Annotated in this window: 13 protein-coding genes, 1 tRNA gene and 1 pseudogene; 9 read left to right on the forward strand and 6 right to left on the reverse strand. The window is 45.7% G+C overall.

Features of this window, described 5'->3' with window-relative positions; all coding sequences use genetic code 11:
- The 6 genes from QUB56_RS30680 to QUB56_RS30705 form a co-directional block, all read left to right on the forward strand.
- Positions 1-201 (forward strand): hypothetical protein (locus QUB56_RS30680; RefSeq protein ID WP_332960132.1); only part of this gene is annotated, 201 nt, incomplete at its 5' end.
- Entirely contained in the window at positions 165-1,898 is a 1,734-nt protein-coding gene (locus QUB56_RS30685) for a tetratricopeptide repeat protein (protein WP_332960133.1), read from the forward strand. The genes QUB56_RS30680 and QUB56_RS30685, both read left to right, overlap by 37 nt.
- A 129-nt stretch (positions 1,899-2,027) precedes the next feature.
- On the forward strand, positions 2,028-2,183 hold the full coding sequence (locus QUB56_RS30690; RefSeq protein ID WP_332960134.1) for a hypothetical protein: 156 nt from the start codon (positions 2,028-2,030) through the stop codon (positions 2,181-2,183).
- Entirely contained in the window at positions 2,171-2,914 is a 744-nt protein-coding gene (locus QUB56_RS30695) for a hypothetical protein (RefSeq protein WP_332960135.1), read from the forward strand. The genes QUB56_RS30690 and QUB56_RS30695 overlap by 13 nt, the downstream gene beginning before the upstream one ends.
- Before the next feature lie 15 nt (positions 2,915-2,929).
- Positions 2,930-3,052: a hypothetical protein gene (locus QUB56_RS30700; protein ID WP_332960136.1), complete on the forward strand. Its 123-nt coding sequence runs from the start codon at positions 2,930-2,932 to the stop codon at positions 3,050-3,052.
- 214 nt (positions 3,053-3,266) lie between these two features.
- Positions 3,267-7,145 carry a CHAT domain-containing protein gene (locus QUB56_RS30705; protein ID WP_332960137.1) on the forward strand — a complete coding sequence of 1,293 codons (3,879 nt, stop codon included), beginning with the start codon at positions 3,267-3,269 and terminating at the stop codon, positions 7,143-7,145.
- Here the strand turns inward: QUB56_RS30705 and QUB56_RS30710 are convergent.
- Positions 7,142-7,519: a hypothetical protein gene (locus QUB56_RS30710; RefSeq protein WP_332960138.1), complete on the reverse strand. Its 378-nt coding sequence runs from the start codon at positions 7,517-7,519 to the stop codon at positions 7,142-7,144. The two genes, QUB56_RS30705 and QUB56_RS30710, sit on opposite strands and share 4 nt — an antisense overlap.
- Before the next feature lie 309 nt (positions 7,520-7,828).
- On the opposite strand from QUB56_RS30710, the pseudogene QUB56_RS30715 reads away from it, so the two are divergent.
- Positions 7,829-8,301, forward strand: a pseudogene (locus QUB56_RS30715) (FAD-dependent monooxygenase); the annotation flags it as partial.
- A gap of 321 nt (positions 8,302-8,622) precedes the next feature.
- Here QUB56_RS30715 and QUB56_RS30720 read toward each other — a convergent pair.
- The 4 genes from QUB56_RS30720 to QUB56_RS30735 form a co-directional block, all read right to left on the reverse strand.
- Positions 8,623-9,438 carry a sulfite exporter TauE/SafE family protein gene (locus tag QUB56_RS30720; protein WP_332960139.1) on the reverse strand — a complete coding sequence of 272 codons (816 nt, stop codon included), beginning with the start codon at positions 9,436-9,438 and terminating at the stop codon, positions 8,623-8,625.
- A gap of 132 nt (positions 9,439-9,570) precedes the next feature.
- Positions 9,571-10,461: a 3-keto-5-aminohexanoate cleavage protein gene (locus tag QUB56_RS30725; protein ID WP_332960140.1), complete on the reverse strand. Its 891-nt coding sequence runs from the start codon at positions 10,459-10,461 to the stop codon at positions 9,571-9,573.
- A gap of 225 nt (positions 10,462-10,686) precedes the next feature.
- Positions 10,687-10,899, reverse strand: coding sequence for a helix-turn-helix transcriptional regulator (locus QUB56_RS30730; protein ID WP_332960141.1), 213 nt, complete (start codon positions 10,897-10,899; stop codon positions 10,687-10,689).
- Between the two features lie 428 nt (positions 10,900-11,327).
- Positions 11,328-11,411: transfer RNA gene (locus QUB56_RS30735), tRNA-Leu, on the reverse strand.
- Positions 11,412-11,639: 228 nt separating this feature from the next.
- On the opposite strand from QUB56_RS30735, the gene accC reads away from it, so the two are divergent.
- Positions 11,640-12,995 (forward strand): acetyl-CoA carboxylase biotin carboxylase subunit, encoded by a 1,356-nt coding sequence (gene accC / locus QUB56_RS30740; RefSeq protein ID WP_332960142.1) that lies wholly within the window; start codon positions 11,640-11,642, stop codon positions 12,993-12,995.
- A gap of 236 nt (positions 12,996-13,231) precedes the next feature.
- Here the strand turns inward: accC and QUB56_RS30745 are convergent, their stop codons facing one another.
- Entirely contained in the window at positions 13,232-13,516 is a 285-nt protein-coding gene (locus QUB56_RS30745; protein WP_332960143.1) for a YggT family protein, read from the reverse strand.
- Between the two features lie 124 nt (positions 13,517-13,640).
- On the opposite strand from QUB56_RS30745, the gene psbX reads away from it, so the two are divergent.
- Entirely contained in the window at positions 13,641-13,760 is a 120-nt protein-coding gene (gene psbX, locus QUB56_RS30750; RefSeq protein WP_190741405.1) for a photosystem II reaction center X protein, read from the forward strand.
- Positions 13,761-14,019 lie beyond the last annotated feature (259 nt).

The following is a 14,019-nucleotide window of genomic DNA, read 5'->3' on the forward strand; positions in this document are numbered from 1 at the left end:
ATTCTCCCAAAAACCCGGTTTCTGACCACCCGCCCACAATCAATAGAAACCGGGTTTTTTCCTATCTCTTCGCCTGTCACCAAATATTCTCGAAAAAACCCGGTTTCTGACCACCCATCGAATCATGGTAAAATAAAGATAGGTGTTACTGACAACTCCCGACAATGGAAGAAATCCGCGCCCAAGCTTATCAGCAATTGATTGAGACACTCCTGACTTGCCCCAACGGTGAGGAACCGCAGATTTTACAGGATAACTTAGAATTGGTAGATTCGGAGTTTCTGCAAGTTTGCGAGGTAGTAGCAGAAAAGTTGGCAGAGGAAGGACAGGAAAATCACGCTAATTTTTTACGAAATCTTGCCAGTCAGATAGGGCAATTATTGGAGATTAACGATGACGGAGATAGGGAGAACTCAGAAGGTGAAAAGCCCCAAGAGTATGCAAACTTTATCCTAGAGTTATTGCAAGCAGAACAAGATAGCAACAGCGATATTAAAGTAATTTACCCCATGCTGGCCGGGCGGCAACATCTCCTCAATGACCGTTTTGCCGAGATTTTACAGCAAGTTGCCCAGACTTTAATTGCCGACGAAAATTCAGAAGAAATTGCGTTAATTGTCGCCCTCATTGAAAATTTAAGTATTCATATTAACGACTTGCCGCAGGGAAGTAGAGCGAATAATCTAGAAATTGCGATTACTGGTTATCAAATAGTTTTAAATAATCGGGAACCCGGAAGCGAAAAGTTTGCTCAAACGCAAAATAATCTGGCAGCAGCCTACACTGAAAGAATTAGGGGAGAGAAAGCTCAGAATATCGAACTGGCGATCGCATCTTACACTGCTGCATTATCCGTCTACACCCGCGATGCCTTTCCCGAATATTGGGCGATGACGCAAAATAATCTGGCAGCAGCCTACAGAAACAGAATCAGGGGAGAGAAAGCTCAGAATATCGAACTGGCGATCGCATCTTACACTGCTGCATTAACCGTCCGCACCCGCGAGGCCTTTCCCGAAAAATGGGCAACGACGCAAAATAATCTGGCAAATGCCTACAGTAACAGAATCAAGGGAGAGAAAGCTCAGAATATCGAAGTTGCGATCGCATCTTACACTGCTGCATTAACCGTGCGCACCCGCGAGGCCTTTCCCGAAAAATGGGCAACGACGCAAAATAATCTGGCAAATGCCTACAATTACAGAATCAGGGGAGAGAAAGCTCAGAATATCGAACTGGCGATCGCATCTTACACTGCTGCATTAACCATCTATACCCGCGATGCCTTCCCCGAAGATTGGGCAAGCACGCAAAATAATCTGGCAAATGCCTACAGTAACAGAATTAGGGGAGAGAAAGCTCAGAATATCGAAGTTGCGATCGCATCTTACACTGCTGCATTATCCGTCTACACCCGCGAGGCTTTTCCCGAACAATGGGCAAGCACGCAAAATAATCTGGCAAATGCCTACACTGAAAGAATCAGGGGAGAGAAAGCAGAGAATATCGAAGTTGCGATCGCATCTTACACTGCTGCATTAACCATCTACACCCGCGATGCTTTTCCCGAACAATGGGCAAGCACGCAAAATAATCTGGCAATTGCCTACAGTGACAGAATCAGGGGAGAGAAAGCAGAGAATATCGAAGTTGCGATCGCATCTTTCACTGCTGCATTATCCGTCTACACCCGCGATGCTTTTCCCGAACAATGGGCCGAGATGCAAAATAATCTGGCAAATGCCTACTGTGACAGAATTAGGGGAGAGAAAGCTCAGAATATCGAACTGGCGAAAAAGTGTTACCACAATGCTTTAAAAATCAGAACTGGTGAGGCTTTACCACAAGAACATACTGAGGCTTTATATAATTTAGGTGATTTTGACCAAAGTAATTAGCAATGTCAACTCGCTTATGATAACTATGTCCCAGGGATTGAAACAGTAGAATTTTTACGGGGCGAGATTCAATCTGGGGATGAAACCAAACAGAAATTAGCCGAAGAATACAACCAAATATATCTGGGCATGGTAGAACTTTGCATCGAAATGCAAGGCTACACCGAAGCTGTGGAATATGCCGAAGGTTCCAAGGGGCAAAACTTAATCGAGTTGCTATCGGTGAAAGATTTGTATGCCAAAGGAGAAATCCCAGACAAGTGCGCTAAGAGTTGCAACAGTTAAGACTGAGAATTGCCGAAGAAAATCAAGGGTTAAAACAAGCTGAATCAAAAAATAATGACTTCATCAACCAACTGCGCCAAGATTTAGCGACCAAGTATCCCTATACACCTCTCAATTTTGATGAAATTCAGCAGTTAGCTGATGCAAAAACTACCATTGTCGAATGGTACATTCTGGGCGATAGTTTTTGTGTTTTCACGATCGCGAAAGATCGAATACATTTCTGGAAGTCATCGCCACAAGATTTACAACGACTGACAAAATGGGCTGTTGCTGATTTAACCCAATATTACGAAGACAGCGACAGTGCAAATAGGACATCCTTTGAGAAATTTCGTTTGCAGGGCGCAGAAGCACTCAGTTCGATCGCCAATGGTGTCATCGCTACCCTCCAGACAAAAACAGGAAAGTACCGCATTATTGAGGAAGGTGACTTTCAAGCAATGTATGGACTAGCCCGTGATGTCGATCGGCTAAGGGGAGGATTGCGTCTCGTCATCTTGGCTGTGCGGGCGGCACAAAAACACCCCGATCCAGAGAATCTTAATCTACTTGCTGAAGCAGTTGCTATGCTGGGAGATTTGCCTGAGCTTCCTACCCGCAATAGCTTCGATGGATTAGTTCCAGAGAATTTCGACTTGGATGAGGATGATGAAGTGATGCTCGATCCTGATGAATTTGAGCGTCCTTTGCCTGAGAATGCGATCGACAATAGGATAGATCGATCGTGATGGCTGTAGCAAATAATGAGCCTAACAATACAGCGCGCCAGTCTAAGTCTTGTCGGGTGGAAAATATTTGGTTCTGTTGTTCGGACAATTATGGTGCTAGCAGGGGCTAGTGAAACAGAAATGCGATCGAAAGCCTAATAGCAAAATGGAAGCATTGGCGATCGATCTCTCTTCGCCTGTAACGAAATATTCTCGCAAAAACCCGGTTTCTGGCCGCCCGCGCACAATCTTTAGAAACCGGGTTTTTTCCCATCTCTTCGCCTGTAACCAAATATTCTCGAAAAAACCCGGTTTCTGGCCACTCATCGAATCATGGTAAAATAAACATCGGTGTTACTGACAACTCCCCACAATGGAAGAAACCCGCGCCCAAGCTTATCTGCAATTGATTCAGACACTCCTGAATTGCCCCAACGGTGAGGAACCGCAGATTTTACAGGCTAACTCAGAATTATTGGATCGCGGATTTCTGCAAGCTTGCGAGGTAATAGCAGAAAAATTCGCAGAGGTAGGTGAGGAAAATCCCGCTAATTTTTTACGGAATTTGGCCAGTCAGCTAGGGCAATTATTGGAGATGAATGATGAGGGAGATAGCGATAACTCTGAAGGTGAAAATCCCCAAGAGTATGCAAGGTTTATCCGAGAATTATTGCAAGCCGAACAAGATAGCAACAGCGATATTAAAGTAATTTACCCCATGCTGGACGGGCGGCAACATCTCCTCAATGACCGTTTTGCCGAGATTTTACAGCAAGAGGTCCAGAAGTTAATTGCCGAACATCCCGAAGCAATTGAATCTATTCTCGACCGCATTGGAAACTTGAGTAATCATATTAGAGACTTTCGGCAGGGGGAGAGAGCGAATAATCTTGAAATTGCAATTACCGCTTATCAAATACTTTTAAAGAATTGGGAACCAGGAAGCGAAAAATGGGCAACGACGCAAATTAATCTGGCAAATGCCTACAGTGACAGAATCAGGGGAGAGAAAGCTCAGAATATCGAACTGGCGATCGCATCTTACACTGCTGCATTAACCGTCTACACCCGCGAGGCCTTTCCCGAATATTGGGCCCAGACGCAAAATAATCTGGCAAATGCCTACACTTACAGAATCAGGGGAGAGAAAGCTCAGAATATCGAAGATGCGATCGCATCTTACACTGCTGCATTATCCGTCTACACCCGCGATGCCTTTCCCGAAAAATGGGCCCTGACGCAACATAATCGGGCAGTTGCCTACCGTAACAGAATCAGGGGAGAGAAAGCTCAGAATATCGAACTGGCGATCGCATCTTACAACAAGGCATTAACAGTCCGCACCCCCGATGCTTTTCCCGAAGATTGGGCCCTGACGCAAAATAATCTGGCAGCAGCCTACACTGAAAGAATTAGGGGAGAGAAAGCTCAGAATATCGAACTGGCGATCGCATCTTACAAGAAGGCATTAGAAGTACGCACCCGCGATGCCTTTCCCCAAGATTGGGCCCTGACGCAAAATAATCTGGCGGCTGCCTACTGTAACAGAATCAGGGGAGAGAAAGCTCAGAATATCGAACTGGCGATCGCATCTTGCACTGCTGCATTAACAGTCCGGACCCGCGAAGCCTTTCCCGAATCTTGGGCTATGACGCAAAATAATCTGGCAAGTGCCTACAGTAACAGAATCAGGGGAGAGAAAGCTCAGAATATCGAAAGCGCGATCGCATCTTACACTGCTGCATTAACCGTTCTCACCCGTGATGCCTTTCCCGAAAAATGGGCCCAGACGCAACATAATCTGGGACAAGCCTACGGTAACAGAATCATGGGAGAGAAAGTTGAGAATATCGAACTGGCGATCGCATCTTGCACTGCTGCATTAACCATCTACACCCGCGATGCCTTTCCCGAAAATTGGGCAAGGACGCAAAATAATCTGGCAGCAGCCTACACTTACAGAATCAGGGGAGAGAAAGAAGAGAATATCGAACTGGCGATCGCATCATACACTGCTGCATTAACCGTTTACACCCGCGATGCCTTTCCCGAAAAATGGGCTAGCACGCAAAATAATCTGGCAAATGCCCACTGTGACAGAATTAGGGGAGAGAAAGCTCAGAATATCGAAGTTGCGATCGAATATTTCACTGCTGCATTAACCATCCGCACCCGCGATGCCTTTCCCGAAGATTGGGCGACGACGCAAAATAATCTGGCAATTGCCTACAGTGACAGAATCAGGGGAGAGAAAGCTCAGAATATCGAAAATGCGATCGAATATTTCACTGCTGCATTAACCATCCGCACCCGCGATGCCTTTCCCGAAGATTGGGCGACGACGCAAAATAATCTGGCAATTGCCTACATTTACAGAATCAGGGGAGAGAAAGCAGAGAATATCGAACTGGCGATCGAACTTTATCGCAATGCTTTAACTATTAAAACTCGCGAGGCTTTCCCACAACGACATACAGAGACTTTATCTAATTTAGGTAATCTTTACCGAACTAACCAGCAATGGCAACTCGCTTATGATACCTATGCCCGAGCGATTGAAACAGTAGAATTTTTACGGGGCGAGATTCAATCTGGGGATGAAAGCAAACAGAAATTAGCTGAAGAATGGAATCAACTCTATCTGGGCATGGTAGAAGTTTGCATCGAACTGCAACGCTACACCGAAGCCATAGAATACGCCGAACGCAGCAAAGCCCGCAACCTTGTAGAACTCTTTGCCAACCGTGACATCAAACCTAAAGGCAATATCTCCGAAACTGTTCTCAACGAATTGTCGCGCCTCGGTCGAGAAATTGAGGCCGAACAGCGACAACTGGGAATCGAACCGATAAACCGTAACAGTAATGGTGGCAGAATATTGGGAGAACGCCGCCTCAAAATTGACAGCCTAACCACTAGCCGAGATTCTACTCATCTCACCAAATTGCGTAAACAACTCGATGAATTGATTGCTCATGAAATTACACCAATCGATCCTGATTTTAGCCTAACCCAAAAAGTTAAGCCCATCCTCTACAAAGACATTCAAACTCTGACAGGGGAAAACACCGCTCTTCTTGAGTGGTACATCATAGGCGATAAATTTCTAACTTTCATCATCACCCCGCAATCCCCAACACCAATAATCTGGCAATCTTCAACAGAAGACTTTGAAGCCTTAATAAATTGGGAGAACGAGTATCAAAAAGACTACAAAGAGAGAAAACCCCAATGGAAGCAAAAACTAGCCTCCCGCCTCCAAAACCTAGCTGAGATTTTGCATCTTGATGAGATTTTAAAGAATATTCCGAAACCGTGCGAGCGACTGATTTTAATTCCCCATCGCTTCCTGCATCTTTTCCCCCTTCATGCCTTGCCAATCTCCCACGAAAGGGATTTTGAAAGCGGATGCACCGATCAAATCGATTCTTCAATCACTGTATCCCTGTCCAAATCCGAATCGTGCCTTCTCGACTTATTCCCTGGTGGAGTCAGCTATGCCCCCAGTTGCCAACTACTGCAACAGGCGAAACAGCGACAACGCCCTAATTTCTCTCACCTATTTGCTATTGCCAATCCTACCAAAGACCGCTACTTACTTGAACTGCAAACCGCTAACATCCGTCACAAATTCAAATCTAATGATTTCTTGGCAAAAGATGATGCTAATAAAAACGCAATTCTAAACGCGAAACTCAGCTTTGCCAACTGCGCCCATTTCGGTTGTCACGGCAAGTTCGAGCCTGACTCGCCTTTGGAATCATCCCTGGTATTCGCAAATAAAGAACGTTTGACACTGTTGGAAATCTTTAATCTTGACCTAAATCAATGTCGTCTTGTCACTCTCTCCGCCTGCGAAACTGGATTGACAGAATCCAAAACCAGCGATGAATATATCGGCTTACCTTTCGGATTTCTCTTAGCAGGTAGCCCTAGTATGGTCAGTACCCTTTGGGAAGTGGATCAACTCGCCAGCACTTTGTTACTAATTCGGTTCTATGAAAACATAAAAACCTTGTCAACTGTTGCTGCTCTCAATGAGGCACAACAATGGCTGCGGAATTTGACCTCAGAGAAGTTGGAAGCCCTATTAAAAGAGCTCCAACCCCAAATCGACCATATATTTGAGCAACTGCCCCCAGGGATACGCAGACGCTTTGTTGATGCTCCTCAGAATGGCGCACGTAACCGCCAGCCGCTTCCTTTTGCTGAAGCTCATTACTGGGCTGGCTTCACTGCGATAGGTGTTTAGCAATCTTTACAAAACTCGTCCAGATTTTTTTTACTGATGTAAATAATTATCAGTATCAGCAGTCCTGAATATCCCACAACAGGTATTAGTAAACCCATTACAGTAGACAAACCTTGATTCAATGCGTCTTTAAAGGCTGGCGTACAAATATGAGGACGCAATTTCTCGGCTGATTTTTCAAACCAGCTAGGTTCATTCGGGTTTCCTTCACCCAAATTATCATGTAATTCTCCTGTCTCAATAGCGATAGTTTCGGCTGCATATTCTAGCTTGCCTTCACACTCTTCAAGTACATCAAGAGCTTTTAGAGCATCCGGATATTCTTGTAATTGGGAGCGATACTGTTCAATTTCTGCTTGGGTAACGGTAATCATTGGGGTAATGGCGATCGAATAAATGAGTAATTCTTATTTTGCCATAATTATTGTACTTCTTTTGTGTAGAAACCCGGCGGTTGAAACCGCGGCTACACAAACAAAGAAACTTCATCCCTTCTTTAGTGCCATTATATTTAGTTGCTTAGGTGGTGGAGTCTTGGGAGGGGTTGCTTTGCTAATTGGTCGTAAAGTGTTAAAACCATCATCCGCGCAGACAAGTTTACCTAGTCCCCAAAACCAACTTCCCTCTGGGGATGTGTAATCGCCCTCTGCTTTCTTTGTTAATTACATTTTCGCTGTCATATTCTCGCGACGTTAGAACATCGCACGGGCGGGCTTTTGGGGCGTTTGGAATTGGAGAGCGATCGCTTTTTATTTCCCGTGCAGTTAATGCAGAGCGATCGCTACGTTTTGCCCAGATTAGCGCTAATTGGCGATGCCGCCCACTGCTGCCATCCCGTCGGTGACCAGGGATTGAATATGGGCATTCGAGACGCAGGGGCGATGCCCAAATCTTGCAGCAAGCCCACCAAAAAGGCGAAGACATCAGCGACTTGCGAGTATTGAAACGGTATCACAACTGGCGCAAAAAAGAGAATTTAATCCTATTAGGATTTACCGATTTTCTAGACAGATTATTTTCCAATACTTGGCTGCCAATAGTAGCATTTCGCCGCTTCGGATTGTGGTGTTTGCGGACAATTCCCCCAGTGAGGTTTTTAGCCTTGCGCTTGATGACCGGTTTAATGGGCCGGCCGCCAGAATTAGCGCAAAATTAGAAGAAACCCGGTTTATTACCATTTATCCTCTACGGGCGGGTTTAACTCACAATAATTCCCCAAAACCAACAAACTCATAAACCCGCCCCTATCTAAATTCATCTGCGTCCATCAGCGTATATCCGCCGACATCTGCGGTTCGCAAACTTTAGTTAATTTGTAGAGTGCCTCGCTGCAACCTGTTAGATTGAACAGGCAAATTTTAGATAGCCACGCCCCTCATTTACCTAAAAAAGGCTATAATAGCAATCCTTCCAGCGATTAAGAACCTCCCGAATATCTTGGCCGTTGCTATACATAAAAAGTGCTGTATGTTGAAACTTACAGAGCCAAAGCTTGTAACGACATATAGCCCGCTAAAACAATCAACAACCCAGTAAATAGAAATCGAACTAATTTATCTGACAATTTGGGCAACAGCCTAGCACCAAAATTTGCCCCAAATAACGATCCCAAACCCAGCATTAATCCTGGTACTATCAAGACATTACTAGAATCGGCGATTACATAACGACTGACGGCCCATAATGAAATTAATACAATAGCTCCGTAACTTGTTTGTACAGATTCTTTAATGGGCATTTTCAGAAACAGAACTTGCAGGGGAACCATCACAATCCCTCCACCTACTCCAAACAAACCCGATAAAACTCCAGCTATCAGTCCAATGCCTTGAGTTTTTAAAATTAGCGCTGTTGAATTTACCGGCGCTTCAGAAAAATTAAGTTTTGCTGCTTTTTTCTCTTGTTTTTGAAGGTGTTTTTTCAAGTTGATCAGCCAGATTGCAGTTATCTGGAGAGCAGCAAAACTCAATAATAGCCATTTACTAGGTAAAGCCTTAGCAATGGCAACTCCTATTTCGGTTGTTAGCATTGCCGGGAATGTTAATAAGGAAACCGTTTCAAGTTTAAGTGAGTTCATTTTCCAATTCTGGATTGTTCCAGAAAGTGCGCCAAGGGTAATTGCAACTAAGCTCGTTGCAACAGACTGAAGAGGTGACGCGCCAATTGCTGCAAGGGCTGGAACATAAAGTAAGCCGCCTCCAATACCAAGGAGAGCAGAAATAATTCCAACAATTATGCCAATCGGCAACAAATGTAATACACCTAAAATACTGCTAACACTTACTTGTGTCATGGTAAAAATTATGAAGAAAGAGGGTAGTGGGCATCTCAATTCGCACTTCATTACAGGAGTTTTGACATGAAGGCCCGAAACCAGATTCGGTCGAGGCAAATTCTGGAAACTTAGCTTAAAATGAGCGAACCGTCAGAATGAGTGCTGTGGCTGCTGTTGCATCCCAAGAATTTGGCGAGCTTGCTCAGGTGTTGCGATGGGATGCCCTAATTTTTCGCAAATACCTCTTAAATTCGCCACTAATTCTGCATTTGATTTCGCTTTTTGTCCTTTACGGACATAGGTTTCGTCCTCAAATCCTGTGCGAATATGCCCCCCAAGTAGAATAGCTTGTTCTGCTATAAAATAGTTATATCGACTGCCAGTACCCAATGCTGTCCAGTGACATTGTTCTGGCAATTGCTTCACCATGTACTCCAGATTTTGAGATGTTGCTCCAATCCCTGAATAACTTCCTAAAATTAGGAGGAAATGAAGCGGCTCTCTTAAGATACCTTTTTCCAGCAATTCTAAGGCTACTCGGATATCTCCTAGATCGTAAACATCGCATCTAGGGATCAGCCCTAAACTGTAAATACGCTCAATCTGCTCTCTTACATCATGTGGCGGGTTTAGGATGATTGTTTTTTCATCAATATTCCGTGTTGACACGTTGAGCGCACACATCTCAGGCTGGAGTTCAGGCTTATTCCCCCACATTGCAGAAGATATTTTCACCAAATTACCGCGTTCAACTTTTTCTGGTCCTTGTGCTAACCTGTCTGTTCCGCGTGGGGTGATTTCGATCAGCGGAGTAGGAACAATTTGTTTTAGCTTAGAAATAGCTTCATAATATCGCTCTGGATCGAGAGATTCTTCGCCATTATCCCCACGAACGTGCAGGTGTATAATCGCAGCTCCCTGTTCAACTGCTTCTTGAGCCGATTTTGCTTGTTCTTCTGGCGTTAACGGGACAGGAGCTATTGCCCTAGTAGTGCGATGGCCAGTGATTGCACAGGTGATAATTACGGGTTCCTTAGACATATTATTTATTTAAATAACGTTACCCTATCCAAACTCTGCAACGTTACTGCCAACTATACCATTAGGTTAGTGACACGGGGAATAAAGAATGCTAAGTTAGATCGCCCTTCCACAACTGATAATTCTTCTACGGAGGGAAGAAGTTAGATCGCGCTTCCTGGTAAGAACCCTCGATCGAAAAAACCACTTAATATAAAACAACTGCCGGCACTCGGTACTGGCTGCTCATTCTTTGACAACATCCATCAACTCTTCAATAAAAACATCGAGGGTGCGAGCTATCTTTTGAATAGATGTGATATCAACCGTTGCTAGCCCTTCCGATCGAGCATAGTGCCTGACTGTGCTGTACGGAACCTCCGATCGATCGGCAACATCCTTTAGCGTCCATCCTTTTTCCTCAGCAAACTCTCGGATGCGGAACCTAACTAAGCCCATTTTACTTGACAAACGATAAGTATCTATCTTTTTAAGATAAACACAATTGTCGATCGACAGTTAAACAGTATTTTATAGGGTGCGCCGCTGTCAGAAGTTCGATCGCACTTAAAGATATCTGATGAATCCGCACCCTACGGTACTCGCCCACAATCTTTAGAAACCGGGTTTTTTCCCAAATCTTCCCACTGTAATATCGTTTCCGGTTGCATCGGAATAATAAAATCGAGTCAACAGTTAACACTCAACCCTTCAGTTTTTCGACCCGCCCGTCAACAGTCAACAGTCAACAGTCAACAGTCATTCCGGTGCAACCGGAATTGATATAACAAAGTATCTCGCAAAAACCCCGTTTCTGCCCACCCACCCATAAAATACAAAACAACTGCCGACAGCCAAAACCGTCAACAGTTGTTTTACCTATTCAATGCGGATGGCGAGACTCGAACTCGCAAGGACATAATGCCACACGCACCTCAAGCGTGCGCGTATACCAATTCCGCCACATCCGCTCTTTCTGGCAATCTCCGGGATTTTTGCGTTACAAGTTAAAGATTCACAGGTTGAGGTTCCTGACATTTAACTGGTGACTTGCCCTTTGACACCGCCGATTTACAATCATAGCACCACTACCAGCAAAATGTAAAATAAATTTTTGTGAACAATTTCTGCAAAACGATTATCCAGAACATACCGAAAGGCATTATTGTACAGAATATTGAGTGAATTAAGCAGCGAAGATGGGGTTCTCAAAAATTTTAATCGCTAATCGGGGAGAAATAGCTCTCCGCATACTGCGCACCTGCGAGGAAATGGGGATTGCCACGGTCGCCGTTCACTCCACCGTAGACACAAACGCCTTGCACGTCCAGTTGGCAGACGAAGCCGTTTGCATCGGCCCCCCCACCAGCAGCAAAAGCTATTTAAACATCCCCAACATCATCTCGGCGGCCCTGACGCGCAACGCCTCAGCCATTCACCCCGGTTACGGCTTCCTCGCCGAAAACGCCCGATTTGCCGAAATCTGCGCCGACCATCAAATTACCTTCATCGGCCCTTCTCCTGCCGCCATGCGAGCCATGGGCGACAAATCCACCGCCAAAGAAACCATGCAGCGAGTGAAAGTCCCCACAGTTCCCGGTAGCGAGGGATTGGTGGCGGACGAGCGCGAAGCTTTGTCGATCGCCCGCGACATCGGCTATCCTGTGATGATCAAAGCCACCGCCGGCGGTGGAGGCCGCGGCATGAGGCTAGTCAAAGAAGCATCCGAACTCCCCAAACTATTCTCAGCCGCCCAAGGCGAAGCCGATGCAGCCTTCGGCAATCCCGGACTTTACCTCGAAAAATTCATCGAAAGACCCCGCCACATCGAAATCCAAATCCTCGCCGACAACTACGGTAACGTCATCTACCTCGGCGAGAGAGATTGTTCGATTCAGCGGCGGCACCAAAAACTCCTCGAAGAAGCCCCCAGCCCAGCCCTCACCCAGAAACTGCGAGATCAAATGGGTCACGCCGCCGTCGCCGCCGCCAAATCCATCAACTACACAGGTGCCGGCACAGTCGAATTTCTGCTTGACAAATCGGGCAAGTTCTACTTCATGGAAATGAACACTCGCATCCAAGTAGAACATCCCGTCACCGAGATGATTACAGGCCTCGACTTGATAGCCGAACAAATTCGCATCGCCCAAGGAGAAAAACTGCAAATCAAGCAAAACCAAGTAGTTCTCAACGGCCACGCGATCGAGTGCCGCATCAATGCTGAAGACCCCGATCGCAACTTCCGCCCTCAGCCCGGCACAATCAGCGGTTATTTGCCTCCCGGCGGCCCCGGCGTGCGCATGGACTCTCACGTCTACACCGATTACGAAATACCCGCTTACTACGATTCTTTAATCGGTAAAGTAATTGTATGGGGGCGCGATCGACCGGCAGCCATCCGCAGGATGAAACGGGCATTGCGAGAATGCGCCATCACCGGCGTCCCCACCACCCTGGGCTTCCACCAAAAAATCCTCGATTCCCCCGAGTTTCTGTCCGGCGAAGTTTACACGAATTTCGTCGAACAGTTCTTGAACCAAAACAGTCATTAGTCAATCGATTTTGGATTTTAGATTTTGGATTTTGGATTGAAGGATTGAAGAAAGCAACCCCACGGATCAATCCGGGGGTTTGTACCCAGACTGCTTTCAGTCAACACTCAACCGCCAACACTCAACACTCAACCGCCAACTTCTACTTTCAGTCAACAGTCAACAGTCAACAGTCAACAGTCAACCGCCAACAGTCAACAGTCAACCGCCAACAGTCAACCGCCAACAGTCAACTTCTACATCATCATCCTCAGCAGCCCTTGCTGACCGAGAATCATTTCTCGCAGCAAGCTACAGATACCCACCCAAATAATCGGCGTAATGTCCACCCCGCCGATCGGCGGTACAATCTTTCTAGTTACCGCTAAAAAAGGTTCCGTGGGCCAAGCAATCAGACTCAACGGCAACTTGCTCAGGTTCACCTCGGGATACCAAGTCAGAACGATCCGAAAAATAAACAGCAAAGTCATCACGACTAGGACAGAGCCCAGAATCCAACTTGCAACGGTAATACCAGTCATGGGTCTTATCTCGAAATCTTAAGTTTTGTTAAGTCTGCCATTCATAATTTTAACCGTTTGACAGGTGCGATCGAAAGTATAAAATTAATAAAAATCAAATTGTTGTAACAAAGGCTTTGAATCTATGACTCCTTCTCTCGCGAACTTTTTGTACAGCCTGCTGGTGGGCGTGGTGGTTGTAGTGATTCCAGCAACGATCGCCCTGATCTTCATCAGCCAAAAAGACAAAATCAAGCGCACCTAAAAAAGTCTGCGGGTTTATAAGTCCGGCATGAAAGCCAATTTTCGGCTACAGGTCGGGCTTTTCCCCGATCCCATAAACCTCGGCTGCAAGCAACTGTAAAGGCAAAACCTTCGGTTGACTGCTTTCGCTGAGGTTTTTTCCCGTTAAACTCATTACTATAAAGCTCACTTCCCAAGCTGAAACCCTGACCGGACGCTGCCCCAGAAAGCACAGTCGGGATAACAGACTTAATGATAGATGTAAAATCTAACTCGCTAAC

Source organism: Microcoleus sp. AR_TQ3_B6 (assembly GCF_036702785.1).
In the GTDB taxonomy this organism is placed as follows: Bacteria; Cyanobacteriota; Cyanobacteriia; order Cyanobacteriales; family Microcoleaceae; genus Microcoleus.

What these genes read in the sequence shown, in the direction of transcription:
- QUB56_RS30685 (WP_332960133.1), top strand. Translation starts at nt 165, where the DNA reads ATGGAAGAAATCCGCGCCCAAGCTTATCAGCAATTGATTGAGACACTC.
- QUB56_RS30690 (WP_332960134.1), top strand. Translation starts at nt 2,028, where the DNA reads ATGGTAGAACTTTGCATCGAAATGCAAGGCTACACCGAAGCTGTGGAA.
- QUB56_RS30700 (WP_332960136.1), top strand. Translation starts at nt 2,930, where the DNA reads ATGAGCCTAACAATACAGCGCGCCAGTCTAAGTCTTGTCGGGTGGAAA.
- QUB56_RS30705 (WP_332960137.1), top strand. Translation starts at nt 3,267, where the DNA reads ATGGAAGAAACCCGCGCCCAAGCTTATCTGCAATTGATTCAGACACTC.
- QUB56_RS30710 (WP_332960138.1), bottom strand. Translation starts at nt 7,519, where the DNA reads ATGATTACCGTTACCCAAGCAGAAATTGAACAGTATCGCTCCCAATTA.
- QUB56_RS30720 (WP_332960139.1), bottom strand. Translation starts at nt 9,438, where the DNA reads ATGACACAAGTAAGTGTTAGCAGTATTTTAGGTGTATTACATTTGTTG.
- QUB56_RS30725 (WP_332960140.1), bottom strand. Translation starts at nt 10,461, where the DNA reads ATGTCTAAGGAACCCGTAATTATCACCTGTGCAATCACTGGCCATCGC.
- QUB56_RS30730 (WP_332960141.1), bottom strand. Translation starts at nt 10,899, where the DNA reads ATGGGCTTAGTTAGGTTCCGCATCCGAGAGTTTGCTGAGGAAAAAGGA.
- accC (WP_332960142.1), top strand. Translation starts at nt 11,640, where the DNA reads ATGGGGTTCTCAAAAATTTTAATCGCTAATCGGGGAGAAATAGCTCTC.
- QUB56_RS30745 (WP_332960143.1), bottom strand. Translation starts at nt 13,516, where the DNA reads ATGACTGGTATTACCGTTGCAAGTTGGATTCTGGGCTCTGTCCTAGTC.
- psbX (WP_190741405.1), top strand. Translation starts at nt 13,641, where the DNA reads ATGACTCCTTCTCTCGCGAACTTTTTGTACAGCCTGCTGGTGGGCGTG.